Source organism: Brucella sp. (genome assembly GCF_032066345.1).
Classification (GTDB): Bacteria; Pseudomonadota; Alphaproteobacteria; order Rhizobiales; family Rhizobiaceae; genus Brucella; species Brucella pseudogrignonensis.
In genome coordinates this window covers 50,933-75,160 of record NZ_DAMBKZ010000014.1, presented here as the reverse complement: position 1 = coordinate 75,160, position 24,228 = coordinate 50,933, and the positions used below count along the sequence as shown (strand labels likewise).

The window sequence follows — 24,228 nt, the reverse complement described above, 5'->3', positions numbered from 1 at the left end:
GGAACCGGTTTTGGGATAACGACAAGCGTTATAAAAATGCCCAGACAGTCGTGCGCTTGACTTCTGCATCCTCAAGCGCACGCGTGACGGGCACTGTGTAAAAGGCAAGCTGTTCAAGTCGGTCTTTGGGCAGATAGGAACGGCCCGGATCACCAACGATGATGCTGGCACCGCGAGCGGCAAGGTTTGCAAACCACGGTATCAGACGATCTGCGAGCGGCTTTTCATAGAACACGTCGCCCGCAAGCACGACTTCCCATCCATGATCCTGATCGATCAGATCGGTGAGTGTCGGGGTGATGGCAACGTTGTTTGCAGCCGCGTTGATTTCGATCGCAGGCAGCGCAAAGGGGTCGATGTCTGACGCCAGAACGCCTGCTGCTCCCGACTTCATTGCTGCAATGGCGACAAGACCTGAACCTGATGCGAAGTCGAGTACGGTTTTGCCTGAGACTGCCTTTGGATGATCGAGAATATAACGAGCAACGCCCTGACCGCCTGCCCAGGCAAAGGCCCAGAACGGCGGCGGCAGGCCGATGGTTGCCAGTTCTTCCTCGGTTTTATGCCAGAGGTCGTGGGCTTCATCGGCCAGATGAAGGCTGATTTCCGGCACATGCGGCGGCGTTTGCAGGCCAGTATTGGCCAATATGAAATCACGCGTGCCCTTTTGTGCCGGATCAAGCATCAAATATCCTTGGCGTCTAACCCGCCCATGCGGCAGACTTCGATCCATTCATCTTCCGTTACCGGCTGTACCGAAAGACGCATAGACGTGACGAGCGCCATCTTTTCAAGCTTCGGATTGGCCTTCACATCTTTTAGCGTAACCGGCTTTGGCACATCGCGCACAGCCTTGATGTCGACGCAATCCCAACGCGGATCGTCGGTCGTGCTGTCAGGATGCGAAAGGGCGCAAATCTCAACAATGCCCACCACTTCCAGACCTTCGTTGGAATGATAGAAAAAGCCTTTGTCGCCGAGCTTCATGGCGCGCATGTTGTTGCGTGCCAGATAGTTGCGCACGCCGTCCCATTGCTCGCCTTTTTCGCCGCGGGCTTTCTGCATTTCCCATGACCATTTGAATGGTTCAGACTTGAACAGCCAGTAAGCCATGACCAGTCCTTATGCGTTTGCTGGATTGTTGATGGCCCAGTTCCATGGGCGCACAGTCACATCAGCAAAAAGACCAGCCAGTGCGTAGGGGTCATTGGCACCGATCTTTTCGGCCTCTGCCTTGTCGGCTGCTTCAACCACGACGAGGCTACCATTTGGCTTGCCATCTTCACCAAGGAAAGGGCCTGCAAATTTCAGCACGTCACCCAGCGACTTGAGATAGTCGATATGGGCTGGGCGCGTATCAAGGCGCACTTGCAGATGATCGGGCTTGTCGTTGCACAGAAGAGCAAAAAGCATGTTATTCTAACCTCTTTGTTTATGCATGATCTTATCCGAAATTGGCTTCCCACTTTTCGGGATCATGCATTTTGTTTGAGCATGATCTTATCTGAAAACCGCTACGCACTTTTCAGGATCATGCTCTAATCCTCGGTCTTAAGTGGTCGGTTAAGAAGCGCCGTTACGGCTTCATCAATCGTGATATGTCCTGCAAGAAGCGCTGCAACGGCCGTGATAATCGGTGCAGGCACTTCATGTTGTCTGCAAAGTTCAGCTGCGATGGGGGCGGTTGCCACACCTTCGGCCAGCGGGCGGTTGGTGAGGTCTTCGCCACGACCGATTGCCAGCCCATAGGAATAGTTACGTGATTGCGATGATGAGCAGGTCAGCATCAGATCGCCAAGACCGGAAAGCCCCATGATGGTTTCCGGCTTTGCGCCCATGGCAAGGGCTACGCGGCGCAGTTCGGCAAAGCCGCGTGTGACAAGGGCTGCTTGTGCGCTGGCACCATAGCCGCGCCCGATGGCAGCACCTGCCGCAAGAGCCAGCACGTTTTTCAGAGCGCCGCCGATTTCCACCCCTTTGAGATCGGTGGTCGAATAGCAGCGAAATGCGGGGCCGGAGAGCGTTGCTGCAAGCTGATCAGCAATGGCTGCATCTTCGCAGGCAATCGTCACCGCTGTTGGCAGGCCACGCGCCACGTCGGTTGCAAAGCTTGGGCCGGACAATGCGCCGATCGTATGGTGGGGCAGAACCTCGGCCACCACTTCCGACATCAGCCTTCCTGTTTCGCGCTCAATGCCCTTGGCACAGAGAATGACGGGCGCAGACTGCGGAATAAGTGCGCTTAGTTTCAGAAGACCTTTGCGCATTGCCTGCGCGGGAACAACAACGAGAACTGCATCAGCATTTTCGAGTACAGCCTTGGCATCCGTGCTGGCACGGATGCCTTCAGGAAGTTCAATTTCGCCAAGGTAAGCAGGGTTGCGACGCTGGTCGTTCACATGGGCAACAGTTTCAGCATCGCGAGCATAAAGCCATGTTTCGTGCTGGCCGATGGCGCTCATGGCTGCCAGAGCCGTTCCCCATGCGCCGCCGCCAAGCACGGCAATTTTTGCCCGCTCACTCATGCTTTTGCTCCACGGCGTCCGGTGCCGAACATGGGTGCTGATTTCTCATCAAGCGGCCAGCGTGAGCGCGGAGCAAGATTGAGCGAATCAGGGCCCTTGGTTGCAGCCCGCTCAGCACCCGCCCAGGCGATCATTGCCGCATTGTCGGTGCAGAGATTGAGCGGTGGTGCGATGAAGCTGAAGCCATGCTTTGCACACAGTGCTTCAAGCGCGGCGCGCAAGGTCTTGTTGGCAGCAACACCACCGGCAACGATCAGCGACGGCGTTGCGCAGTCTGGAAACTGATCTTTAAAACGCTCAAGCGACCGTTTCACGCGATCCGACAAAGTGTCGGCAACCGCATCCTGAAAAGATGCGCAAATGTCCGCAACGTCCTGATCGGAAAGTGGCGCAAGCTCTGTTGCGGTCTGCCGCACAGCGGTCTTGAGACCGGAGAATGAGAAGTCGAGCCGGGCTTCACCCTTGAGTGGCCGTGGCAGCGGGAAGCGCTTCGGATCACCCTGCAATGCCATGCGTTCAACTGCTGGACCGCCCGGATAGGGCAGACCGAGCAGCTTTGCAGTCTTATCGAAAGCTTCGCCAAGCGCGTCGTCGATTGTCGTGCCAAGGCGTTCATAATCGCCAAGGCCGCGTACAAGCACCATCTGCGTGTGACCGCCGGATACCAGCAGCAGCAGATAAGGAAATGGTAGGTTGTCGGTCAGTCGTGCGGTTAGCGCATGGCCTTCCAGATGATTGACCGCATAAAACGGCTTGTTTGCAGCCATGGCCATCGCCTTGGCGGTCATCAGGCCGACAATCAGCCCGCCGATAAGGCCGGGACCGGCGGTCGCAGCAATCGCGTCCACGTCATCGAGCTTCACATTGGCGTCTTTGAGGGCGCGTTCCACCAGCCGGTCAAGCGCTTCAACATGGGCGCGTGCGGCGATTTCAGGCACCACACCACCATAAGGTTCGTGTTCGGCGATCTGGCTGAGCACCACATTGGACAAAATATGCCCTTTGCCGCTATCGTCGCGTTCAACGATGGCGGCGGCTGTTTCGTCGCAACTGGTCTCTATTCCAAGAATGCGCATTTGCGGTTAGACCCTGCCTGTCTCTTAACTTTATGCAATATTTTCCGGAAACCCGGTATCATGGACGGCGCGATATGCAAACAGCATCCTTGAAGATTGGCAGCTTGAAGATCGGTACTCGAGGCAGCAAGCTTGCTCTCGCGCAAGCCTATGAAACGCGCTCACGTCTGATTGAAGCACATGGTTTCACCGAAGACGCCATCGAAATCGTGCCGATGTCCACTGCCGGTGATCGTATTCAGGATCGTCCGCTGTCGCAGGTCGGCGGCAAGGGGCTTTTTACCGAAGAGATTGAAGCAGCGCTCAAAGATGGCCGCATCGATCTGGCTGTGCATTCCACCAAGGATATGCCGACTGTTCTGCCGGAAGGTCTTCATCTTTCTACGTTTCTTGAGCGCGAAGATCCGCGCGATGCATTTGTTGGCCGGACCTCGAAGCTCTTTCTCGATCTGCCGCAGGGTGCGGTCGTCGGTTCATCCTCGTTGCGCCGTCAGGCAATGATCAAGCGTCTGCGTCCAGACCTTCAGGTGGTGATCTTCCGTGGCAATGTCCAGACACGTCTGCGTAAACTCGAAGAAGGCGAAGTGGATGGCACATTCCTCGCCTGTGCCGGTTTGAAGCGTCTTGATCTGGCTGACGTGATCACTGATCTGCTTGATCCGGCGGTCTTTCTGCCAGCGCCAGGACAGGGTGCAATTGGCATTGAAAGCCGTATTGGCGATGAAAAAATCGATGCACTGCTCAAGCCATTGGCTCATCGCGAAACGCATGTAGCACTTGCCTGTGAACGCGCATTTCTGGCGACGCTTGATGGCTCGTGCCGCACACCGATTGCCGGTCTCGCAATTGTTGCAGGTGACAAGGTTTCGTTCCGTGGCATGATCCTGACGCCGGATGGCCGTGATGCGCATGAAGTAACCGCGGAAGGCTCGGCTCTCGATGCAGCCGAACTTGGCGCAGATGCGGCCAAGCGCGTGCGGGCAGAGGCGGGTGCTGATTTCTTTGAGGGCTGGGAGTAGCATTGGCGGAGGAGCGGAATGCATCAATCGGTGGCCCTGTCCTGATTACAAGGCCGGAACCGTCAGCATCAATGACGGCGGCAAAGCTTGTTGCTCTCGGCTTTTCGCCCGTTTCCCTGCCTGTAAGCCGAACTGTCGCGGTTCCATTTTATATCGGCGACCAAGCATTTGACGCTTTGGCTGTCACCAGCGCCAATGCATTTCGACATGTACCCAGCGAAAATCTTGAATCGTTGAAGGCATTGCCGCTTTTTGCTGTTGGCGAAGGCACAGCAAGGGCTGCACAAGAAGCAGGCTTTCAGACTGTGATTGAAGGCGGCGGTGATGCAGTGCGTCTGGCTGCAACAATTGCCAAACATCTGCCGGAAAACGCGAGGCTCCTTTATCTAGCCGGTCGCGTGCGCCAGTCAATATTTGAGGACAAGGTGTCAGAGGCCGGGCTTAATATGGAAGTCCATGACGTCTACGACGTGGAGGCGATCGACTATTCAGCCAATGAAATCAAAGCCATTCTCGACCAAGGGCCTTTTGTCGCGGTGCTGCTCTATTCCGCAGTCGCAGCGCAGGCTTTTGTTGAGACGATGCAGAAGTTTCGCGCGCAATTTGATGTCGGAACCTGGTTTTTCTGCATTTCCGAGCGTGTTTGTCGTGAGCTGCCAGAGGAATGGCGGGCGAGAGCGCTTGTTGCGGATCATCCGGATGAGAGTGGTATTTTTCGTTTGTTTTCCAAACTTTGACTCTTTTCCTGGCAACCTTCCTTCATCTGATGATTTTATCTGGTAAGCTTCGAACCACCTGATAAGCGAATACGAGAGGACCCATGGCGAAATCCGGCACTCCGCGACATTCCAAACCGGCCCGCGCGCCCGTGACGATCAATCTCGATCCGTCTGATGTAAAACGTGTAGATGAAGGTGCTGCGCCTCAATCGACACCGAAGGCCGAACCTGTCGGGGATTTCGCTCAGAAAGCCGCTCCAAAGCCGGAAGCTCCAAAAACTGAGCCAAAAGTGGAAAGGCCACCCTTTACTGCGGGTTTTAAGCCCGAAACAACAAGGGAAATGCCTCGTTCCACCGCATCTGTGCCGCCGGTAATTGAAAAGAAATCTGGTTCAACCGGCGCTTATCTTCTGGCGGGCGTTGCAGGTGGTGTAATCGCGCTGGGCGGTCTGCTTGCTTTGCAATGGGGCAATGTGGTGCCGTCACCGGGATCGCGTGTGACAGCAGAACAGCTTGCACATATCGAACAGCAGATTGCCGACCTGCGCAGCAATCCTGCCCCTGCGCCACTTGATGATGCGAGTAAGGCGCAGTTTGCCGATTTGCAGAAAAATGTCGAAGCGGCTGAAATCAAGGCGGAGGCCGTCGCTGGCACGCTGACCGAAGTTCAGCAGCAGATTGCGGCACTGCCAAAGCCAGGCGAGGGCGATGCTGCTCCTGCTGATGTGTCGGCTTTGACCGAGCGTTTAGCATCGCTTGAGCAGCAGTTGAGTGATGCAAAGAATCAGGCCGATCAGGCCGCAGCCGGAGTTTCGGGCAATAGCGGCACGATTTCGAACCTTGAACAGAAGCTGGTTTCGCTTCAGGACAAGGTGAGCGAAAGCGCGCGCCAGCCTGATGCATCCGCACTGATCGCCGCCAATGCGTTGAAGACAGCGATTGATCGCGGTGGTTCGTTCAAGGCTGAACTCGACACCTATGCATCGGTTGCACCACAGGATACGTCAATCGAAGGGCTGAAGACCTTTGCCGACAAGGGCGTACCGACCATTGCCGATCTCAATGCATGGTTTGGGCCTGTCGCCAACAAGATCATTGCCACGGAAAACAAGCTTCCAGCAGATGCAGGCGTTTGGGATCAGCTCGTCGCGAGTGCCAAGGGGCTTGTCAGCGTGCGTCCTGTTGCAGGCAATGTCAGTGGAGCAGGTGTTGGCCCGACCACGGCGCGCATGGAAGCAGCCCTTCATGCTGGCGATCTTGAGCGTGCGGTTTCCGAATGGGAACAGTTACCAGCCGATGCCAAGGCTGTTTCGGAAGAGTTTTCAGGACAGATGAAGGCGCGGCGCGATGCCGATGCGCTCATCCAGCGTCTCGTGACCGAAAGCCTCAAGCCAAAGACTGCAACAGACGCCACGGCGCCAAATTAAGGAGGCGTCCATGCTGCGTGTGATTTTTTACTTCGCTATCGTCGTTGCTCTGGGATTTGGCTTCTCGTGGCTCGCTGATCGTCCCGGCGAGCTTGATGTTACCTTTGGCGGTAATCATTACAACGTGCCGCTGATTACGGCTGCTGCTGGTGTTGTGGCAATTGTTGCGGCGATCCTGATTATCTGGTGGCTGATCAAGAGCATCATCCAGTCGCCCTACACCCTTCGCCGTCATTTCCGTGCGCGCAAACGCGACCGGGGTTATCAGTCACTCTCGACAGGCTTGATTGCGGCTGGTGCCGGCGATGCGGAGGCCGCTCGCCGTATGACGAAGCAGGCAGGCAAGCTGCTTAACTCCGATCAGGAGCCGCTCATCAAGCTTCTTGAAGCGCAGACAGCAATGCTTGAAGGTCGCTCAGACGATGCCCGCAAGGGCTTTGAAGCGATGATCGAAGATCCAGAAACCAAGCTGCTTGGCTTGCGCGGGCTTTATATAGAAGCACAACGCGTTGGTGCGCGCGAGGCTGCCCGCCATTATGCGGCGGAAGCAGCCAAGGAAGCGCCGCAGCTTGAATGGGCGTCGTCTGCTGTCATGGGGCAGCTCTGCTCGGAAGGCGACTGGGATGGCGCCTTGAAGCTCGTTGAAGCGCGCAAACAGGCGCTCGCGCACAGCAAGGATGTGGTGAAGAAGGAGCGCGCAGCGCTTCTGACTGCCAAAGCCATGGCGACAGTCGATGTTGATCATGCACATGCAAAGGCGATTGCGCTTGAAGCCAACAAGCTCGCGCCTGATCTGGTGCCTGCAGCTGTTGTTGCGGCCCGTGCATTGTTTGCTGATGGCGAAGTCCGCAAAGGCTCCAAAATCCTTGAAGCTGCATGGAAGTGTTCGCCGCATCCAGATATTGCTTCGACCTATGTATATGGTCGCGCTGGCGATACTGTGCAGGACCGCCTGAAACGGGCAAAGCATCTGGTCACGCTCAGGTCCAACAATGCGGAAGGCAGCCTGGCCGTAGCGCGTGCTGCTTATGAAGCGGGTGATTATCGTCTGGCGCGTGATAATGCTGAGCAGGTGTTGCGAGGCTCGCCGCGTGAAAGCGCTTATCTGTTACTTGCCGATATTGAAGAGGCCGAAACTGGTGATCAGGGCAAGGTCAGGCAGTGGCTTGCACAGGCAGTCAAAGCTCCGCGCGATCCGGCATGGACAGCAGATGGTTATGTGTCCGAGCAATGGTCGCCAGTGTCTCCGGTCACAGGTCGTCTCAACAGTTTTGAATGGAAAGTGCCGGTTGAGCAGCTTTCGCCTGTGATCGAGGTTGAAAAGCCGGAAGTAGCTGAAGCAGTTCCTGATCGTATTCCAGAAAACAAGGCAATTGTTCCGGTCGAGAAACATGAACTTAAGCCGAAGTTTCACGATGTTGTTGAGGCGGAAGTTGTTGTGCCGGAGGCCGAGCCTGTCAAGGTAAAGCCAGAGCCGGTTAAGCCTGAAATCAAGCAGGTAGAGAAGCCTGCTGTTCTGGATGTGGCAGAACCAGACGTCGAAGGTGACAACGAGAAACGCCCTGGGCATATGATCGTTGACGATCCCGGTGTTGATGAACGCAAGGCCTCGCAGAAGAGTCAAAACAGCGGTTTGCGCCTTTTCTGACCCCATAATTGTTGCCTAAAGACAACGCAGGCACCGTCTTGAGCTGTTGAAACGCGGCCAAGGCGGTTTGTCGTCTTGTGCCGTGCGGTCATCTCGTTACTTTCAATTCTTCTAAAGAACGGCATTTGCCGAAAGTGTTTCTGTGGCGAGGGTGAATGTTCGAGCGTTTGCTGGATTTTCTGAAAGAGTTGCCGGGTAATGGTTTACGCGAACGGGGCGAAAAAATTGCCGACGATGATCCAAGACTGGCTGCTGCTGCCCTGATGTTTCACATTATGGATGCAGATGGCGACGCGCGCGAAGTAGAACGTGCCAAGCTTTCCACCATGCTTTCGCAGAAATATGGCCTGAAGGGTGATGCGCTAAAACAGCTTATCCGCGCTGCTGAAGAAGCCGATCAGGAATCAATCAGCCTGTCGGATTTCACCACTGTTCTCAAGCGCCGTCTGGATTATAACGCACGTCTCGATTTCATCGCCCTGATGTGGGACATCGTTTATGCCGATGGCATCGCCAGCGAAGTTGAGGTCGATGTGATGTGGCGTGTGGCCGAGCTTATAGGCATCAAGGCTGAAGACCGCGATCAGATTGAAGCGCGTGTCCATGCCGGAAATACCACCGCGCCAGAAGCTTGACGCGGCGGTAAAAGTTTTAAGTGCGTCCCTGCAAATTGCGCGCCTTGCGCAATTGCGGGAACATGGCTGCCCAGGCTGCTGCAACCGCAATTGAACCTATCCCGCCAATGACCACCGCAGGCACAGCACCGATAGCTGCCGCCATAAGGCCTGCGCGGAACTCTCCAAGCTCGTTTGATGCACCAACGAAGACCATGTTGACAGCGTTCACGCGGCCACGAACATGGTCAGGCGTCCAGAGCTGCATCAATGTTTCGCGAATATAGACGCTGATCATATCGGCAGCACCCGCAAGGGCCAGAGCGATAATCGATAGCCACGTCAGCGTTGAAACACCAAAGATGATGTTGAAGAAGCCGAACAGTGCCACAAACACAAACATTACGCGGCCTGCATGATCGCGGATTGGATGGCCCGCGAGCCAGATTGCTGTGAGAACAGCGCCGATACCTGGTGCCGAGCGCAGAAGGCCCAGACCCCATGGACCAAGATCGAGAATATCGCGTGCATAGATGGGCAGAAGAGCAACCGTACCGCCCAGCAGAACGGCAAAAAGATCGAGCGAGATTGCACCCAGAACGATCTTTTCCTTCCAGATATAGCGGAAGCCTGCAAGCATGGTTGAGAGCGAGCGCTCTTCAGTCATGGTGTGCTGCTTTGGCTTTGGAATTGAGAAAATCAGGACAGAACCTGCAACCAGAAACACAGTTGCTACGCCGTAAGCAGCGATATGCGAGATGCCGTAGAGCAGGCCGCCAGCAACAGGGCCGACGATGGTTGCTACCTGCCAGGCCGATGAGTTCCACGAAACTGCATTGGCGAAGTCTTCCGTCGGAACGAGGTTGACCACCAGAGAAGCGGAAGACGGTCCGAGGAAAGCGCGCGCGATGCCGAAGACCAACAATGCCCCAAAGACGACAATAGGCTCGAAGTCGCCAAACAAGGTGAGGAGCAAAAGGAAGGCTGTGACGCCTGCTTCCAATACCAGTGACAGCCCCATGACAAGCCGTCGGCCAAAACGGTCAGCAGCGGCACCCGTAAACAGAACCAGCACAAGTGCCGGGAGAAACTGGACAAGGCCAACCATACCAAGATTGAATGCATCACGGGTCTGGTCATAAATCTGCCAGCCAACCGCTACGCTGACGATCTGAACGGCAAAAGCGCTCAGAAAACGCGCGGCCCAGTATTTTTTAAAGGAAGCATGGCGGAATGCGGCGTAACGATCCGCATGGGAAGCATCGGTGCTGGGGGACATTGCTCAAGACATCTGTAAAAGGGAGTTCCTTCTTACAGCAATTTTTAGTCGGCAAGTATCACATTTCTTGGAGAATCTAACGGTTATGCAACAAAGCGGGAGCGTGTCTCTGTAAAGCCAAAGTAGGAGACAGTCGGCGGATAGCAAAAAGGCCGGTTGAAACCGGCCTTCCGTTAAATATCTTTCAGGACTGTTTATCAATCCTTGCCAAGAAGGCCTTTCCAGATGATTGCGCCAATTGCGGCACCCACCAGCGGAGCGACCCAGAACAGCCAGAGCTGGCCAAGCGCGCTGGTTTCTGCAAACAAGGCTGCCGCTGCCGAACGTGCCGGATTGACCGAGGTATTTGTTACCGGGATCGAGATCAGGTGGATCAGCGTCAGTGCCAGACCAATTGCAATTGGTGCAAAGCCAGCTGGTGCCGAGGATGATGTCGAACCCAAAATGACGATCAAGAAGAAGGCCGTCAGCACGATTTCAACGAGCAGTGCCGATGTCAGGCTATATCCACCTGGTGAGAGTTCACCATAGCCGTTGGATGCGAAACCAGCTGCTGTAAAGCCGCTTTTACCGGTTGCGATGAGGTACAGAATTGCTGCTGCAGCAATGCCGCCCAATACCTGTGCAATCCAGTAAGGGATGAGGTCTTTAGCCGGGAAGCGTCCCGCAACCAGAAGACCGAGCGATACGGCTGGATTGAAATGACCGCCGGAAATGCCGCCAACAGCATAGGCCATTGTAAGGACGGTCAGACCGAAGGCGAGTGCAACGCCCGCAAAGCCGATGCCCAATTCAGGATAAGCGGCTGCGAAGATCGCGCTGCCGCAACCGCCGAAAACAAGCCAGAATGTTCCGAAAAATTCCGCAGACAGTTTGTTCAACATGGAAGTCCCCAGTGTTGGTGTAGTGATAAGTGCCATTGCGAATCAGATGACCAAATATATAGCCGACTTTTTCTTACATCAATCATGTTTAATTGGAGGATATTTTTGTAATTTCTGAATGCTATTGACTGAATATCAGTAAATTTTTAATCGATCCCTATTTGTATTAGAATGTTCTTTTAAATAGTTCTAAAAGCTCAAAAAGACCAGGAAAACCCATGAATTAGCCGCTTTTCCGCCTTAATCTAAATCATTCTTGTTTTTGTCTTGTATATTGCGGGAGTGGTTGTGCCCGCGCTATAAGAAGCTTGTTCATGCAGATGGTTATGATGGAAACTATCTCGGCAAACGGGTATCGCGTGGGGCATTATAGGGAGTTGCCAGCCTTGAATATTCAATTGGAGGCACGAACTGGCGGATCGGTCTTGCGCGCTGTATCGGCTATGACCATGATCGCTCTTCTTTCCGGCTGTACCGCGACTGCATGGAGCGAGACGGTACGTATCGATAGCAAGCCGCCGATGCCGACAGAATGTGCTGGTTGGCAGAGAATTGATCTCAAGCAGCGCACAACAATGGTTCTTCTGCGTGAAGATGCGCGCCTCGTAACCGATATCGATGCGCATAATCTTAAGGGCCGCAATCTGGGTTGCTGGGAGTAGCCTTTTCTTTCTTATCCGTTTTCGATGTTTTTTTGTGACTGATCCGGCGAATGTCAGGTCAGCAAGACCGTTATTGCGTCTGTTCCAATAATTGCCTGAATGTTCTGCGTTATAAAAACACAATGCTCGCGCAATTTTTATAGCTGATTCTGACTGTATTAACCTCACATTAACCATGGAGGTTAAAGGTCATTTTGATATCGATTTCATCCGCGCTCCATGTGGGACTGCGGGCAATTTAGAGAAGCACACCGGTGATACGTTTCGAGAATGTCGGCCTGCGATATGGAATGGGGCCAGAGATCCTGAAGGATGTCAGCTTCCATATTCCGCCACGTTCATTTCAATTTCTGACCGGACCGTCCGGTGCCGGGAAAACCTCTTTGTTGCGCCTGTTGTTTATGGCGCTGAAACCAACGCGCGGACTGATCAATATTTTTGGCAAGGATGTCGCGCGGCTCGATCATAAGGAAGTGCCGCTTCTGCGTCGGCGCATCGGGATTGTATTTCAGGATTTCCGTCTGCTCGATCACATGACAACCTATGAAAATGTTGCTCTTCCGCTGCGCGTACGCGGCAAGGAAGAGGCGACATACCGTCATGAAGTAGAAGAACTTCTGCATTGGGTCGGCCTCGGTGACCGCATGAACGTGCTGCCGCCCGTGCTTTCCGGTGGTGAAAAGCAACGTGCTGCAATTGCGCGTGCGCTGATCGACCAGCCAGAATTGCTGCTGGCGGATGAGCCGACCGGTAACGTCGATCCACCGCTCGCCAAGCGCCTGTTGCGGCTTTTTACCGAGCTTAATCGTTCCGGCACTGCAGTCATCATCGCGACGCACGATCTATCGCTGATGGATCAAGTGAATGCGCGTCGCATGATCCTCGAACATGGGCGGCTCGATATCTATGATTGAAGCTGACAAAGACTGGCAGAGAGCTTTTCGGAAGGTCCTAGACGACCTGCGCATCCGCTTTGAAGACCTCAAAGATATGCTGATGGTTCGCATCGGCAAGCGCAGGAAACGTCAGGGGCCAAGCCCGATTGTGCCGGACGGCAGTGTGACAGGCACAGCGCTTGTGATCGTGATTGCGATCATGACATTTCTCGCCTGCCTTACCCTGGGTGGCGTTACGCTGGTGCGCGCTTCTGCTGCTCAATGGCAAAGTCAGATTGCACGCGAAGCAACCATTCAGATCCGACCTGCCGATGGGCTGGACATGGAAAAGGCGCTTAAGGACGCGAGCGGGATCGCGCGCGGCTTTGCAGGCGTGAAAGATACCAGCATCATCGACAAGGATGCCACCGCGCGTTTGCTTGAGCCCTGGCTTGGTACGGGTCTCAATATCGATGAATTGCCCGTTCCACGTCTGGTTGTCGTGACGATTGATGAGAATTCGCCGCCGGATTTTGAAACAATGCGGGCGGAAATTACCCGCTCTATCCCGAGCGCGAGTTTCGACGATCACCGCACATGGGTCGACCGGCTTGTTTCAATGGCCAATACAACCGTGCTGATCGGAACGGGTGTCTTGTCACTTGTCATTGCCGCGACTGTTCTGACGGTTATCTTCGCAACGCGCGGCGCTATGTCGGGCAATGGCCATATTATTGAAGTTCTGCACTTCATCGGTGCAGAATCAAAATTCGTTGCGCGCGAGTTCGAATGGCACTTTTTCCGCACAGCCCTTAAAGGTGCGCTGTTCGGCGGAGGTGCCGCTATGCTGGTTTTCTTTGTCTTTTCGTGGTGGGCATCACGGCATATGGCGACGCCTGCCGGTGATCAGGCTGCCGCAATGTTCGGTAATTTTGCCATTGGTCGCGATGGTTACATTGGCGCTGCGGCAATCATCATTCTAGTGAGTGTGCTGACGATGTTGACGAGCCGCCTGACGGTCGTTCGACAGCTTGCGACGATGGACGGTCCGGGAGTGCGGGCCGAATGACCGCTTTTTTTACCAATACCGGCCGGAAGTCACGAATTTCCGGCAACTTTCCGAGTTATCGCCGCAATGATGGCTATGATAGCAAGAAAGGTGAACGCAAGGTTCAGCAAACGGTATCGGTTGGGCATTCGGGAAGCGTTGATGCAGCAGCAGATAGAGAGATGGGGGCGGATACGGGTGCTGTGGTATGGCGCCGCAGTCGTACAATTGGTGCGACGTCCACGCTTGCGTCTACAGTCGGTAAATTCTTATGGTCTGTCCTAATGCGTGTATTTCGACGACTTCAGCCTATTTCCATCGTTCTCTTTCTGGCCATTGTCGCTTTCCTGGTTGGCTTTGTTGCCTTCAGTGAAAAAGTCACCAGCATGCAGTCGCCTGTTCTGGATGAACCGGCTGACGCTATTGTTGTTCTGACTGGTGGACAGTCTCGCATTCAGGCCGCTCTCGATCTTTTAAAGGGCAAGCAGGGAAAACGTTTGTTGATTAGCGGCGTTCATCCGTCAACCACGGAAAAATCGCTGCAGCGTGCCACCCATTCAGAGCAAAGTCTGTTTGATTGCTGTGTCGATCTTGACCGATCTGCGCTTAACACTGTGGGTAACGCGACTGAAAGCGAACGCTGGATACGCGCCAACAACTATCATCGTGTGATTGTCGTCACCAATAATTACCACATTCCACGTAGCATTCTGGAAATGTCCTATCGGATGCAGGACGTTGAATTTGTGCCTTATCCTGTGGTCAATGGCGAAAAGCGTTCGCATAGCTGGGTGGCAGAGAGCGATACGCTCAGAGTGCTGTTTATCGAATATGTCAAATATCTGGGTGCTGCCATTCGCGTAGGCGGAGCTAGAATTTTCGGTGATACGGCTTAAGCCCCAATAAGTGCATCCCACGATTTGATGATCGCGTGCAGAGATTTCCTTATGGAAAAAGCTCAGCTTCCTGATATATCGGGTGCCGCAGCTTTCATGAGAAAGCACCGAAATTCTGTCATCTGATGCGGTTGCGTCAGGTCCACTTAAGGTCTTCGCCGATACGATGCTTCTCTATCTGCGCTCAATCCTGTTCAATTTGGCTTTTTACATCGGCACTCTGGTGCAGATGATCCTTTATACGCCGTTCTATTTTCTGCTTCCCCGCAAGAAGGCATGGATCGTTCCCAAGACCTGGGCGCGGGTTAACCTGTGGCTGCAGAAATATATCGCTGGCACTGATTATGTGATCGAAGGCCTCGAGAATATTCCCGAAGGCGCTTATATCGTTGCGCCCAAGCATCAGTCTGCATGGGACACTTACGCGTTCCTGCCGCAGCTTGACGATCCTGTTCTGATCCTCAAGCGTGAATTGATGCGAATACCGCTCTTTGGCTGGTATGTTGCCAAGATGGAAATGATCCCGGTTGATCGTGGATCGCGCGTCAAAGCGCTTCATTCTATCACCAAGGGAGCGGAGAAGGCGATTGCAGAAGGTCGCCAGATTCTTATCTATCCGGAAGGCACGCGCCGTTCACCGGGAGCGCCGCCGCAGTATAAATACGGCATTGTGCATCTTTACGAAGCGCTGAACCTGCCTGTATTGCCGATTGCTCACAATGCGGGGCTTTACTGGCCACGCCGAAAGTTCCTGCGCTTTCCGGGCACCATTCGCTGCCGTGTGCTGCCGCCCATTCCGGCGGGCCTTGAGAAAGAAGAATTTCTGCGTCGTTTGATAGAAACGACGGAGACGGCTTGTGATGAACTGCTGGTTGCAGCAAGTCGCGACACCAATGCTCCGCCCATGCCGCCTACAGCTATCGAAAGGCTGAAGGAATTGGGCGAAACAACTTCCTCCTAACTCTTATTAGCCAATCACGCTCAGTTGCATTGCAACAATGACAATTCGCCGCGTTTTGTTGAACTTTCGTTTTTCTTGCACGGAAACATGAAACCCGTTATCAGAGCGCGACACGAAAGGACCCATCATGAATATTGATGCTATCTCCATCGGCAACAATCCGCCAGAAGACGTCAACGTGATCATCGAAGTGCCGGTCGGCGGACAGCCGATCAAGTACGAGATGGACAAGAAGGCTGGCGCCCTGATTGTGGACCGCTTCCTCTACACGCCAATGACCTATCCGGGCAATTACGGCTTCGTGCCGCACACGCTTTCGGAAGATGGCGACCCAATCGACGTTCTGGTCTGCAACACCCGTCCGCTGGTTCCTGGCTGCGTGATCAATGTTCGCCCAATCGGCGTTCTGGTCATGGAAGACAATTCCGGCAAGGACGAGAAGATCATTGCAGTTCCTTCGCCAAACCTGACGCAGCGTTATGCAAAGGTGCATGATTATTCCGATCTTCCGGAAATCACGCTCAAGCAGATCGCGCACTTCTTCGAGCACTACAAGGATCTGGAACCAGGCAAGTGGGTCAAGATCGGTGATTGGGGCGATGAAGATTACGCTCGCAAGTTCATCGTTGAAGCGATTGAACGCGCCAAGGGCAAGTAATCTGCCTTATATGTTTAATCAAAAACGCCCGGATGAAAGTCCGGGCGTTTTTGTTTGTCTGGTTATGTATGGGCTTCTTACAGAAGTGCAGGAAGCAGCGTCGTCCACATGAACTGACGGATGAAGAAGATAATCAGCAGGACGACGATAGGTGAAATATCGATGCCGCCGAGATTGGGCAGGATATTGCGGAGTGGACGCAGGACCGGTTCAGTTACTTTGTAAAGAAACTCACCGATCGATGCGACAAAGCGATTGGAAGAATTGACGACGTTGAACGCATAGAGCCATGAGAAAACGGCGCTAGCGATAATGATCCAAGTATAGATATCGAGCGCCAGATCAATGGTGCGGAACAATGCGATCATAAAGGTCTCCTTGGCAATCGGAGCGGCACAGATCATAAGCTGACCCAGGAAGACCGCTCCAACCCTTTGAACTTTGCATCGTACTGTCCCAATCCAGTCAGGCTACGGAGCGATGCTTTAGCCGAGATGTAGCGGTTGCTTTGGGCAAGAACAAGGGCAAGCCGTACAAGCAATGCAACTTTAATATCTCCTGTATGCTTGCAGGAGAAATCAGGGGCAGTTTGCTGCAATTGCCGCTAGAGCTTGTCGCTATGTCCGTTCAGGCACCGATTTGTCTGCGATATTCGTCGGGGGTGATACCCATCAATTTGCGGAACATGGCGATGAAAGCTGATGCGCTGGCATAGCCAAGGTCAAGCGCCACATGTTCGACTTTTGCTCCCTTTTCGAGCAGCGGCATGGCTTTCAACGTCCTTAGCCGCTGTTTCCATTCAGGGAAGCTCATGCCCAGCTCCTGTTTGCAACGACGCATCAGTGTTCTTTCGGACGTATTGGCGATCTTTGCAAGAGCGTGAAGGGTGCGATTGTCACTTGGATCATCTTCAAGGATCGACAATATCTTTTGGAGGGCAGGGTCCGTGCTGGAAGGCAGATAGGAACCCGCACATGGAGCAATAGCCAGCTGATCAAGCAGCGTATGCAGCATCCGTGTTTCTTGCGGTTGCTGTGGTTGCGATGGCTTCTTCATCCGCAGATGTTCAAGCAAAGTGCGGATCAGTGGATTGAGGTTGAGCGCGCAGGCCTTGGCTGGAAGATCAGTACAAAGCTCTTCTGTCACATAGAGCGAGCAGTAGCACACTTCCTGACGATTGAGACCTTGATGCTCGATATGCGGAGGTAGCCATATCCCATATTGCGGCGGGGCAAGCAGATGGCTGTCGCCGATACGCACCTCCATTACACCAGTGAAGGAATAGACAAACTCTCCCCAATCGTGGCGATGCATGGGATAGCGCGCAGCCGGTGGCATGCAGGCTGTTCGAAAGAACAGCGGCTCCGGCAAGGCTTCTGTAAAGGGAGGTTGATGCGTAGGTTCGAGAGCTATTCCCGCCATTATGGCAATCCTGCGATAAGGTTTGTCAGTTTTAAGCTATATGCCCTATACCTGACAGGCGTACACCCATTGTTCGGATTAATCACGAGGTTTCGGACAATGGAGCGTAAGCCCGTCAACACGCATGCATTTGGAATGATGCTTCTTGTTTGCATCAGCCTCGGCTTGCAGCAGGTGCTGTTGAAATTGACGGCTTCGGATATTTCGCCATTGTTCCAAATTGCGCTGCGGTCGGGCGTGGGGGCTGCATTAATCGCTGCTATTATGATCGCGCGGCGTGAAACACTGACTATTGCCAATGGAATCTGGAAACCGGGCCTGCTGGTCGGTTTGCTGTTTGCGCTTGAATATCTGTTTCTGGGGGAGGGGTTGCGACTAACCTCAGCCGCTCATGCTGTGGTTTTGCTTTATACAGCACCACTCTTTGCGGCACTTGGCTTGCATCTTCTGGTGCCATCAGAGCGCCTGACCACCATACAATGGGGCGGCATCGGTATTGCCTTTATGGGCATAGCGATAGCTTTCCTTGTTCGCGGTGAGGCTGTCCATGGTGATTTCCAAGCCATGGTTATTGGCGATGGGCTTTGCCTGCTCGCGGGGGTGGCATGGGGAGCAACGACCGTTGTGGTCCGTGGTTCACGTCTTGCGGCACTGCCAGCGAAGCAGACCTTGCTCTACCAGCTTCTAACCGCCTTCGTGACCTTGTCGGTTGCCGCATCCCTGATGGGGCAAGTGGAGATCAACTGGACCACTATGCTGGTGGGCAGCTTCGCGTTTCAGTCCGTCATTGTATCTTTTGCGGTATTTCTGATCTGGTTTCAGCTTTTGCGGATATATCGGGCATCCCAATTGGGATCACTCTCTTTCATGACGCCAATTTTCGGGGTGATTTTTGGTGCGATCATTTTGGGCGAGCCGATTGAAACCAGTTTCGTGGTGGGCACGGTATTTGTGATAACGGGCATAATGATCGTGAACGGCAAAGAGGCGCTGGCCGAACACTTTCGTCGTTGCGGACAGAGTTGATCAGGCTGTGTCGTGCTTTTGCCGGTTCACTTTGGTGCAGATTAGATCGTTGACATGTTCAAGCGCATGATCCCGAACACGCATATTGCGCAGATGCTCAAGCGTGTTGGCAACATAGTCAAGATTGGCACCGGAATCTCCCTGTGCTGAGATAACGATTGCTGCGGCGTCTTCGGCTTTGAGCGAACCGGCATATTGGATATGCCGTCGGTCGGCGACATAGGTTACAGCCTGCACATCGCGCCCGTCCGCTAGCCGAAGGCGGAGCCATTTTTCGTGATAGACCTGATTGGACATTTCGCGTTCGCGCAAATAGACCATGACTTCGTCTGTCATATCGCCGGGTACACGGAAGGCGATGCCGAGGCATGATCCGCCAGCATCAAGCCCCAAAACAAGGCCGGGATGATCCGGTGTTCCGCGATGAACGTGTGAATAGATGCAGAGGCTACGGCGATAGCCATGCAGGCGCGCACGCATTGTTTCGACATGTGCGAAGCCAGGCCGCCACATCAGCGAACCGTAACCAAATACCCAGAAATCATTCTTTCGCATGTCGCTCGTACGCATTGTCATGATATCAAATCTATATATGGACAATTATGGCTGATTTTTATTGATAATCTCAAGATATCCCGCGTTTTTTAATCGGGCGAACTTCACAAGACTCAATCCTGCCATAATATAGCCACCTGTTGGGAACAGCAGAACAGATGATGATTGTTCGGGTTGGAAATGCCCTTCGCTTTGTCACCTCAAACAAGTATCTGATTGAAAGAGGCTTTTTCAATGGCGCATGCTGGTATTGAAACCAAAAAATCCAGGAAGCGCCCTGTTACGATTGCCGTCATCGTCCTCGTGCTGATCGCCGCCTATACAGCAGGCTGGTTTTATCTGGCAGGCAAGATTGAAACGCGTGCCAAGGCCGATATGGCAAAGCTTGCATCGCAAGGTGTGGGCGTGCAGTGCGAGAATCTTCACATGGGCGGATATCCGCTCCGTGTGAATGTGGTTTGTGCCAGTATTTCGTGGCAGAAGCCCTCTGAAGGTATGGCTTTGCGTGCCGGACGTTTCACGTCAGGGTCTCCGGTTTATGCGCCGCGTTCACTCAGCAATGAACTTGGTGGACCGGCTTTTGTCGAGTTTCCCGGCTTTCAGCCACTTGAGGTCAATTGGAACAAATTTACCTCCAACACGCGTCTTGCGCGTCCGTTCCCTACCGAGATCGAGCTTGATGCGCGCGATGTAACGGTCGGCGTACGTACTGAAACAACGACCACTGAACCTGTCAGCAAGCTCGAGCAGATGAATTTCCGCATGAGCAGCGAAGACGATAAGCTCAAGATCAACGGGCGCTTTGCGGCACTCAAGCTGGAACCGTCCGTTATCGGTAATGCCAAGAGTCCGGAAATTGATGGTCTGGCTGACATCGAGATTGCCAATGCGGCAACATTTCTGGCACCGAGTCCGGCCCCCTTTAACGAACGGATGCGCGGCCATAATGGTGTGATCAATCAGGCATTTCTATCCATGCCAAATGGTGCGGTGCTTTCGGTCGCTGGTCCCTTTTCAGTCGATCTGGACGGTGAGATCGATGCTGACCTGAAGGTCACGATGGTCAACCCGCAATCCTTTGCGCAGGCCGGTCAAACCGTGTTTCCCGAACAGGGCGGCAACATCGCTACTGTTCTTTTTGCTCTTTCCGCCATGCCGAAAGACGAAAACGGCAACCCCGTTATCGAGATTACCGTTCGTAAGGGAAGAGCCAGTGCTGGTTTTATTCCATTAGGACATTTGCCGACTTTGTAAGGCGGTTTGGAATAGGGCAGAGCGTTCGTCTGCCCTAATTTATCATTTCTTTTCGCTGATCTCAGCGGCTGCCTGACGTCCGAAGTTCGGTGCGTCGACTTCCTGACCGGCATCGATAATGCTACGGCGCACCGCACGCGTGCGGGTGAAGAGATCAAACAGAGCCTCACCATCGCCCCAGCGGATCGAGCGCTGCAACGAAGCGAGATCTTCCGAGAAACGCGCCAGCATCTCAAGGATTGCGTCCTTGTTATGGAGGCAGACGTCGCGCCACATGGTTGGATCAGATGCGGCCAGACGCGTAAAATCACGGAAACCCGAAGCCGAATATTTGATGACTTCCGATTTTGTCACCTGCTCCAGATCGCTGGCTGTACCAACAATGTTATAGGCGATGATATGCGGAAGATGCGAGACGATTGCCAATACCAGATCATGGTGCTGTGGGTCCATCTGATCGAGACGCGAACCGCAAGCCGTCCAGAACGCGGAAAGCTTGTCTATGGCCGCCTGATCGGTGTCCGGCAGAGGCGTGAGAATGCACCAGCGATTGGTGAAGAGCTCTGCAAAACCAGCGTCAGGACCGGAATATTCCGTACCCGCGAGAGGGTGGCCGGGAATGAAATGCACATTGGCCGGCAGTTCCGGCTGCATCTGCGCGATAACGGACGCCTTGGTCGATCCGACATCGGTAACGATAGCGCCTGGCTTCAGATGTGCTGCAATCTGCTTGGCAACGGTGCCGGACGAACCGACAGGCACCGATACGATGACGAGATCAGCATCTTGAACGGCTTGCGCACTATCGGTCGAGTAGCTGTCGCCGAGGTTTAATTCCTCGGCGCGCTTTAATGTTTCGGCACTGCGTGTTGCAATGGCGATATGATTGGCAAGGCCTTCGCGGCGAATGACACGCGCCAGCGATGAGCCGATAAGGCCGATACCGATAAGCGCGATTTTTTCGAAATGGATCGTGGACATCTTCTTACTTCAGAAACTCGGTCAGAGCTGCCACGACGCCACGATTGGCTTCTTCCGTACCGACTGTCATGCGCAATGCATTCGGGAAGCCGTAGCCACCTACGCGACGCAGGATATAACCGCGCTTTGAAAGCCACTCATCGGCCTTATCTGCAGAATGTGCGGAATCTTCCGGGAAATGGAACAACAGGAAGTTTGTGACCGATGGAGTGACGCGAAGCCCAAGCTTGGTGAATTCGTCGGTGAGCCACGTCAGCCATTTTTCATTGTACTCGACAGACTTCACCACATGAACGCGGTCACGGATTGCAGCGGCGCCGGCAGCGATTGCTGCCGAGTTCATGTTGAAGGGGCCGCGAATACGGTTGACCGCATCGATAACGTGCAATGGCGCATACATCCAGCCGATGCGCAGGCCCGGCAGACCGTGAATCTTCGAGAAGGTACGGGTCATGACGACATTTTCGTTCGACGATACCAGTTCAAGACCGGACTCGTAATCGTTGCGACGAACATATTCTGCATAGGCTGCATCCAGCACCAGCAGAACGTTCTTCGGCAGGCCTGCATGAAGACGACGTACTTCCTCAAAAGGCAGATATGTGCCGGTCGGATTTGCTGGATTGGCAATGAAGACGATCTTCGTGCGTGGCGTTACACCAGCAAGGATCGCATCGACATCGATGCGTTCATCCTTTTCCTTCACCGTCACAGGCGTTGCACCTGCGCCAAGCGTCTGGATTTTGTAAACCGCAAAACCATGCTCAGTGATGATGGCTTCATCGCCCGGAGCCAGATAGGTCTGGCAGATGAGGCCGAGCAATTCATCCGAGCCATTGCCGCAAATGATATTGCCGATGTTAAGCCCCTGCGATTCAGCGATTGCCTCGCGCAATGCCTGGGCCTGACCATCCGGATAGATCGCGAGCGTATCGGCCAGGTGTCGATAGGCTTCGATCGCATGAGGGCTGGGGCCGATTGGGGTCTCATTGGAAGAGAGCTTATAGACCTTTGCAACGCCTTCTACGTGTTCCTTGCCTGGTACATAGGCTGCGATATCGAGCAGGCCGGTCTTAGGCTGGGGACGGGAAAGGTCTTGCGTATTGGTCATGATTTTGGCTCCGCCAAAAGGACTGATGTTAAGGTTGCGTAGCGGGCATAAACCTCTGCCGCGTTCAAGTCGAGAAAAACCTTACTGTGAAAGGCTGCAGCGCTATTTTTTGGTTTCTTTCGATGCGGTTTTTCTCAAACCGCTGACCGGCGTTCCTTGCGGCGCCAGAACAGGCACGAAGACACGGCGAGACGAGCGTTGTGCGACAGGCAGGCCTTGATAAAGGCGTTTCTGCGCTTCGACGACCAGAACACCGGAAAAAAGCGGCCAGAGCTTGCGGCCAATACCTTCAATGGCCATGCATGGACGCATCATCCATCGGCGTTTCACGGGTGGGAAATGCAGCGCATTGCTGATTGTGTTGACGCTGAAATTGGCTTCGCGCAGCAGGGCGGTCAACTGTGTGCGGCTATAAGGGCGACCACTGCCGAATGGTGTGCGGTCGAGACGTGCCCATACGCCGCGCCGGTTCGGCACCACGATGACGAGCCGTCCGTTGGGGGCTAGTACACGCCACATTTCTTTCAGCGTTTCCGAAGCGTTTTCGGCATATTCCAGTGCATGAACCATCAGCACCCGGTCGATGGAAGAATCAGGCAAAGGCAGTTCTTCGTCGAAGACGAGTGCGGTGCTTGATTTGCCCGATGAAGGCCATGCAACGGCACCTTGTCCGGCAGGCATAAAAGCAAAACTTCGCTCGGTATCTGCACTGAAGCGGTCGAGATAGGGGAGGCTATAGCCAAGCCCCACCAGGCGCTCGCCTGGTACACGCGCCCAAAGACCCGAAAGCGCCATGCGAATGGATCGCTCTGCGAGATGGCCAAGGGTGGTTTCGTAAAAGGAACGCAGTTCGATAATGTCCGGATGCATGGCAGGCACGCTATATCAAATCAATGAAATGGCAAATGATTATGCTTCGTCCAATTGTTCGCGAAGTCGCGCAATGCAAAAGGGTGCATTTTTCTGAAAGCATGATATAGAGCGTGCCTTTCAAAGCTTAGTTACGCTTATAAATCAGGAGACGCAGCAGATGCCTCAGGTCGGCGGCAAAACCATTGACGTGCTTTTCAGCCCGGAGGAAATCGCTGCGCGTAATCTCGCGCTGGCAAAAGAGATTGCCGGACGCGATTTTCATAATCTGTTGACGATATCTATCCTCAAAGGCTCGTTCATTTTCGCAGCCGATCTTATTCGTGCAATGCATGATGCAGGTGTTGAGCCGGATGTCGAATTCATTACCGTTTCCAGCTATGGCAAGGGTACGACCAGTACGGAAGTTCGTCTGCTGCGCGATATCGACAGCGATGTAAAAGACCGCGACGTTCTTCTGATCGATGACATTCTCGAATCAGGCAAGACGCTCAAATTTGTGCGTGAGCTGATGATTGAGCGTGGAGCGCGCAGCGTCAGCATTGCTGTGCTTCTCGACAAGAGCGTGCGTCGCAAGGTTGATCTGGATGCAGATTTCGTCGCTTTCGAATGCCCTGACTATTTCGTCGTCGGTTACGGCATGGATGTCGGCCATTCGTTCCGGCAGTTGCCTTTTGTGGGCCATGTAAAAGAGTAGAAACTGGTTTTTAGCGGCTGT

The 24,228-nt window shown here is 53.9% G+C and carries 27 protein-coding genes; 14 read left to right on the top strand and 13 right to left on the bottom strand.

The features are described from left to right. Nucleotides 1–28: 28 nt before the first annotated feature. From RT142_RS17065 to tsaD, 5 genes are all read right to left on the bottom strand, one after another. Nucleotides 29–685: a methyltransferase gene (locus tag RT142_RS17065; protein WP_313030153.1), complete on the bottom strand. Its 657-nt coding sequence runs from the start codon at nt 683–685 to the stop codon at nt 29–31. Next, nucleotides 685–1,113 carry an EVE domain-containing protein gene (locus tag RT142_RS17060; RefSeq protein WP_007872139.1) on the bottom strand — a complete coding sequence of 143 codons (429 nt, stop codon included), beginning with the start codon at nt 1,111–1,113 and terminating at the stop codon, nt 685–687. Before RT142_RS17060 ends, RT142_RS17065 begins: the two co-directional genes overlap by 1 nt. Nucleotides 1,114–1,122: 9 nt before the next feature. Next, nucleotides 1,123–1,413: a YciI-like protein gene (locus RT142_RS17055; RefSeq protein ID WP_312472789.1), complete on the bottom strand. Its 291-nt coding sequence runs from the start codon at nt 1,411–1,413 to the stop codon at nt 1,123–1,125. Between the two features lie 125 nt (nt 1,414–1,538). After that, nucleotides 1,539–2,525 (bottom strand): NAD(P)H-dependent glycerol-3-phosphate dehydrogenase, encoded by a 987-nt coding sequence (locus RT142_RS17050; protein WP_313030150.1) that lies wholly within the window; start codon nt 2,523–2,525, stop codon nt 1,539–1,541. Continuing rightward, nucleotides 2,522–3,601 carry a tRNA (adenosine(37)-N6)-threonylcarbamoyltransferase complex transferase subunit TsaD gene (gene tsaD, locus RT142_RS17045; protein WP_313030148.1) on the bottom strand — a complete coding sequence of 360 codons (1,080 nt, stop codon included), beginning with the start codon at nt 3,599–3,601 and terminating at the stop codon, nt 2,522–2,524. Before tsaD ends, RT142_RS17050 begins: the two co-directional genes overlap by 4 nt. A 74-nt stretch (nt 3,602–3,675) precedes the next feature. Between tsaD and hemC the strand changes: the two genes are divergently transcribed. The 5 genes from hemC to RT142_RS17020 all read left to right on the top strand — a co-directional run bounded on the left by hemC (nt 3,676) and on the right by RT142_RS17020 (nt 9,049). Continuing rightward, complete coding sequence (gene hemC, locus RT142_RS17040; RefSeq protein ID WP_313030143.1) at nt 3,676–4,620, top strand: hydroxymethylbilane synthase; 945 nt, start codon at nt 3,676–3,678, stop codon at nt 4,618–4,620. Nucleotides 4,621–4,622: 2 nt separating this feature from the next. Then, entirely contained in the window at nt 4,623–5,357 is a 735-nt protein-coding gene (locus tag RT142_RS17035; protein WP_313030141.1) for a uroporphyrinogen-III synthase, read from the top strand. 83 nt (nt 5,358–5,440) lie between these two features. Then, nucleotides 5,441–6,766 (top strand): COG4223 family protein, encoded by a 1,326-nt coding sequence (locus RT142_RS17030; RefSeq protein WP_313030138.1) that lies wholly within the window; start codon nt 5,441–5,443, stop codon nt 6,764–6,766. A gap of 10 nt (nt 6,767–6,776) precedes the next feature. After that, nucleotides 6,777–8,414 (top strand): heme biosynthesis protein HemY, encoded by a 1,638-nt coding sequence (locus RT142_RS17025; protein ID WP_112807181.1) that lies wholly within the window; start codon nt 6,777–6,779, stop codon nt 8,412–8,414. Between the two features lie 155 nt (nt 8,415–8,569). Beyond that, complete coding sequence (locus RT142_RS17020; RefSeq protein WP_112807184.1) at nt 8,570–9,049, top strand: TerB family tellurite resistance protein; 480 nt, start codon at nt 8,570–8,572, stop codon at nt 9,047–9,049. A gap of 16 nt (nt 9,050–9,065) precedes the next feature. On the opposite strand, the gene RT142_RS17015 is transcribed toward RT142_RS17020, so the two are convergent. Both RT142_RS17015 and aqpZ read right to left on the bottom strand, forming a co-directional pair. Beyond that, nucleotides 9,066–10,307: an MFS transporter gene (locus RT142_RS17015; RefSeq protein WP_112807185.1), complete on the bottom strand. Its 1,242-nt coding sequence runs from the start codon at nt 10,305–10,307 to the stop codon at nt 9,066–9,068. A gap of 197 nt (nt 10,308–10,504) precedes the next feature. Next, a complete protein-coding gene (aqpZ, locus tag RT142_RS17010) occupies nt 10,505–11,191 on the bottom strand; it encodes an aquaporin Z (RefSeq protein ID WP_007872124.1) in 687 nt (228 codons plus the stop codon). A gap of 386 nt (nt 11,192–11,577) precedes the next feature. On the opposite strand from aqpZ, the gene RT142_RS17005 reads away from it, so the two are divergent. The 6 genes from RT142_RS17005 (at nt 11,578) to ppa (ending at nt 16,291) form a co-directional block, all read left to right on the top strand. Further along, nucleotides 11,578–11,853, top strand: coding sequence for a hypothetical protein (locus tag RT142_RS17005; protein ID WP_007872122.1), 276 nt, complete (start codon nt 11,578–11,580; stop codon nt 11,851–11,853). Nucleotides 11,854–12,143: 290 nt separating this feature from the next. After that, the gene (ftsE, locus tag RT142_RS17000) at nt 12,144–12,767 is read left to right on the top strand and encodes a cell division ATP-binding protein FtsE (protein ID WP_153223108.1); all 624 of its coding nucleotides are present in this window, start codon (nt 12,144–12,146) and stop codon (nt 12,765–12,767) included. Next, nucleotides 12,760–13,797, top strand: coding sequence for a cell division protein FtsX (locus RT142_RS16995; RefSeq protein WP_112807187.1), 1,038 nt, complete (start codon nt 12,760–12,762; stop codon nt 13,795–13,797). Before ftsE ends, RT142_RS16995 begins: the two co-directional genes overlap by 8 nt. Next, on the top strand, nt 13,794–14,672 hold the full coding sequence (locus tag RT142_RS16990; RefSeq protein ID WP_313030132.1) for a YdcF family protein: 879 nt from the start codon (nt 13,794–13,796) through the stop codon (nt 14,670–14,672). The genes RT142_RS16995 and RT142_RS16990 overlap by 4 nt, the downstream gene beginning before the upstream one ends. 166 nt (nt 14,673–14,838) lie before the next feature. Then, nucleotides 14,839–15,633, top strand: coding sequence for a lysophospholipid acyltransferase family protein (locus RT142_RS16985; protein WP_007872111.1), 795 nt, complete (start codon nt 14,839–14,841; stop codon nt 15,631–15,633). A 127-nt stretch (nt 15,634–15,760) separates the two neighbouring features. Next, nucleotides 15,761–16,291 carry an inorganic diphosphatase gene (gene ppa / locus RT142_RS16980; RefSeq protein WP_007872105.1) on the top strand — a complete coding sequence of 177 codons (531 nt, stop codon included), beginning with the start codon at nt 15,761–15,763 and terminating at the stop codon, nt 16,289–16,291. Nucleotides 16,292–16,368: 77 nt separating this feature from the next. Here the strand turns inward: ppa and RT142_RS16975 are convergent, their stop codons facing one another. Together RT142_RS16975 and RT142_RS16970 are read right to left on the bottom strand one after the other, a co-directional pair. Next, on the bottom strand, nt 16,369–16,659 hold the full coding sequence (locus tag RT142_RS16975; protein ID WP_007872091.1) for a YggT family protein: 291 nt from the start codon (nt 16,657–16,659) through the stop codon (nt 16,369–16,371). Nucleotides 16,660–16,918: 259 nt separating this feature from the next. Further along, nucleotides 16,919–17,713 carry an AraC family transcriptional regulator gene (locus RT142_RS16970; RefSeq protein ID WP_079212396.1) on the bottom strand — a complete coding sequence of 265 codons (795 nt, stop codon included), beginning with the start codon at nt 17,711–17,713 and terminating at the stop codon, nt 16,919–16,921. Nucleotides 17,714–17,812: 99 nt separating this feature from the next. Here RT142_RS16970 and RT142_RS16965 point away from each other — a divergent pair, with 99 nt between their 5' ends. Further along, a complete protein-coding gene (locus RT142_RS16965; protein ID WP_313030128.1) occupies nt 17,813–18,739 on the top strand; it encodes a DMT family transporter in 927 nt (308 codons plus the stop codon). On the opposite strand, the gene RT142_RS16960 is transcribed toward RT142_RS16965, so the two are convergent. Then, complete coding sequence (locus RT142_RS16960; protein WP_007872084.1) at nt 18,740–19,309, bottom strand: gamma-glutamylcyclotransferase; 570 nt, start codon at nt 19,307–19,309, stop codon at nt 18,740–18,742. 219 nt (nt 19,310–19,528) lie between these two features. Between RT142_RS16960 and RT142_RS16955 the strand changes: the two genes are divergently transcribed. Further along, nucleotides 19,529–20,548: a DUF2125 domain-containing protein gene (locus RT142_RS16955; protein ID WP_313030126.1), complete on the top strand. Its 1,020-nt coding sequence runs from the start codon at nt 19,529–19,531 to the stop codon at nt 20,546–20,548. Nucleotides 20,549–20,590: 42 nt separating this feature from the next. On the opposite strand, the gene RT142_RS16950 is transcribed toward RT142_RS16955, so the two are convergent. The 3 genes from RT142_RS16950 to RT142_RS16940 form a co-directional block, all read right to left on the bottom strand. Beyond that, nucleotides 20,591–21,529 (bottom strand): prephenate/arogenate dehydrogenase family protein, encoded by a 939-nt coding sequence (locus tag RT142_RS16950; RefSeq protein WP_007872079.1) that lies wholly within the window; start codon nt 21,527–21,529, stop codon nt 20,591–20,593. A gap of 4 nt (nt 21,530–21,533) precedes the next feature. Continuing rightward, entirely contained in the window at nt 21,534–22,640 is a 1,107-nt protein-coding gene (gene hisC, locus RT142_RS16945) for a histidinol-phosphate transaminase (protein WP_105518995.1), read from the bottom strand. 102 nt (nt 22,641–22,742) lie between these two features. Next, nucleotides 22,743–23,510 carry a class I SAM-dependent methyltransferase gene (locus RT142_RS16940; RefSeq protein WP_079212392.1) on the bottom strand — a complete coding sequence of 256 codons (768 nt, stop codon included), beginning with the start codon at nt 23,508–23,510 and terminating at the stop codon, nt 22,743–22,745. 160 nt (nt 23,511–23,670) lie between these two features. Between RT142_RS16940 and hpt the strand changes: the two genes are divergently transcribed. Then, a complete protein-coding gene (gene hpt / locus RT142_RS16935; RefSeq protein WP_007872070.1) occupies nt 23,671–24,207 on the top strand; it encodes a hypoxanthine phosphoribosyltransferase in 537 nt (178 codons plus the stop codon). The last annotated feature ends 21 nt before the right edge of the window (nt 24,208–24,228 follow it).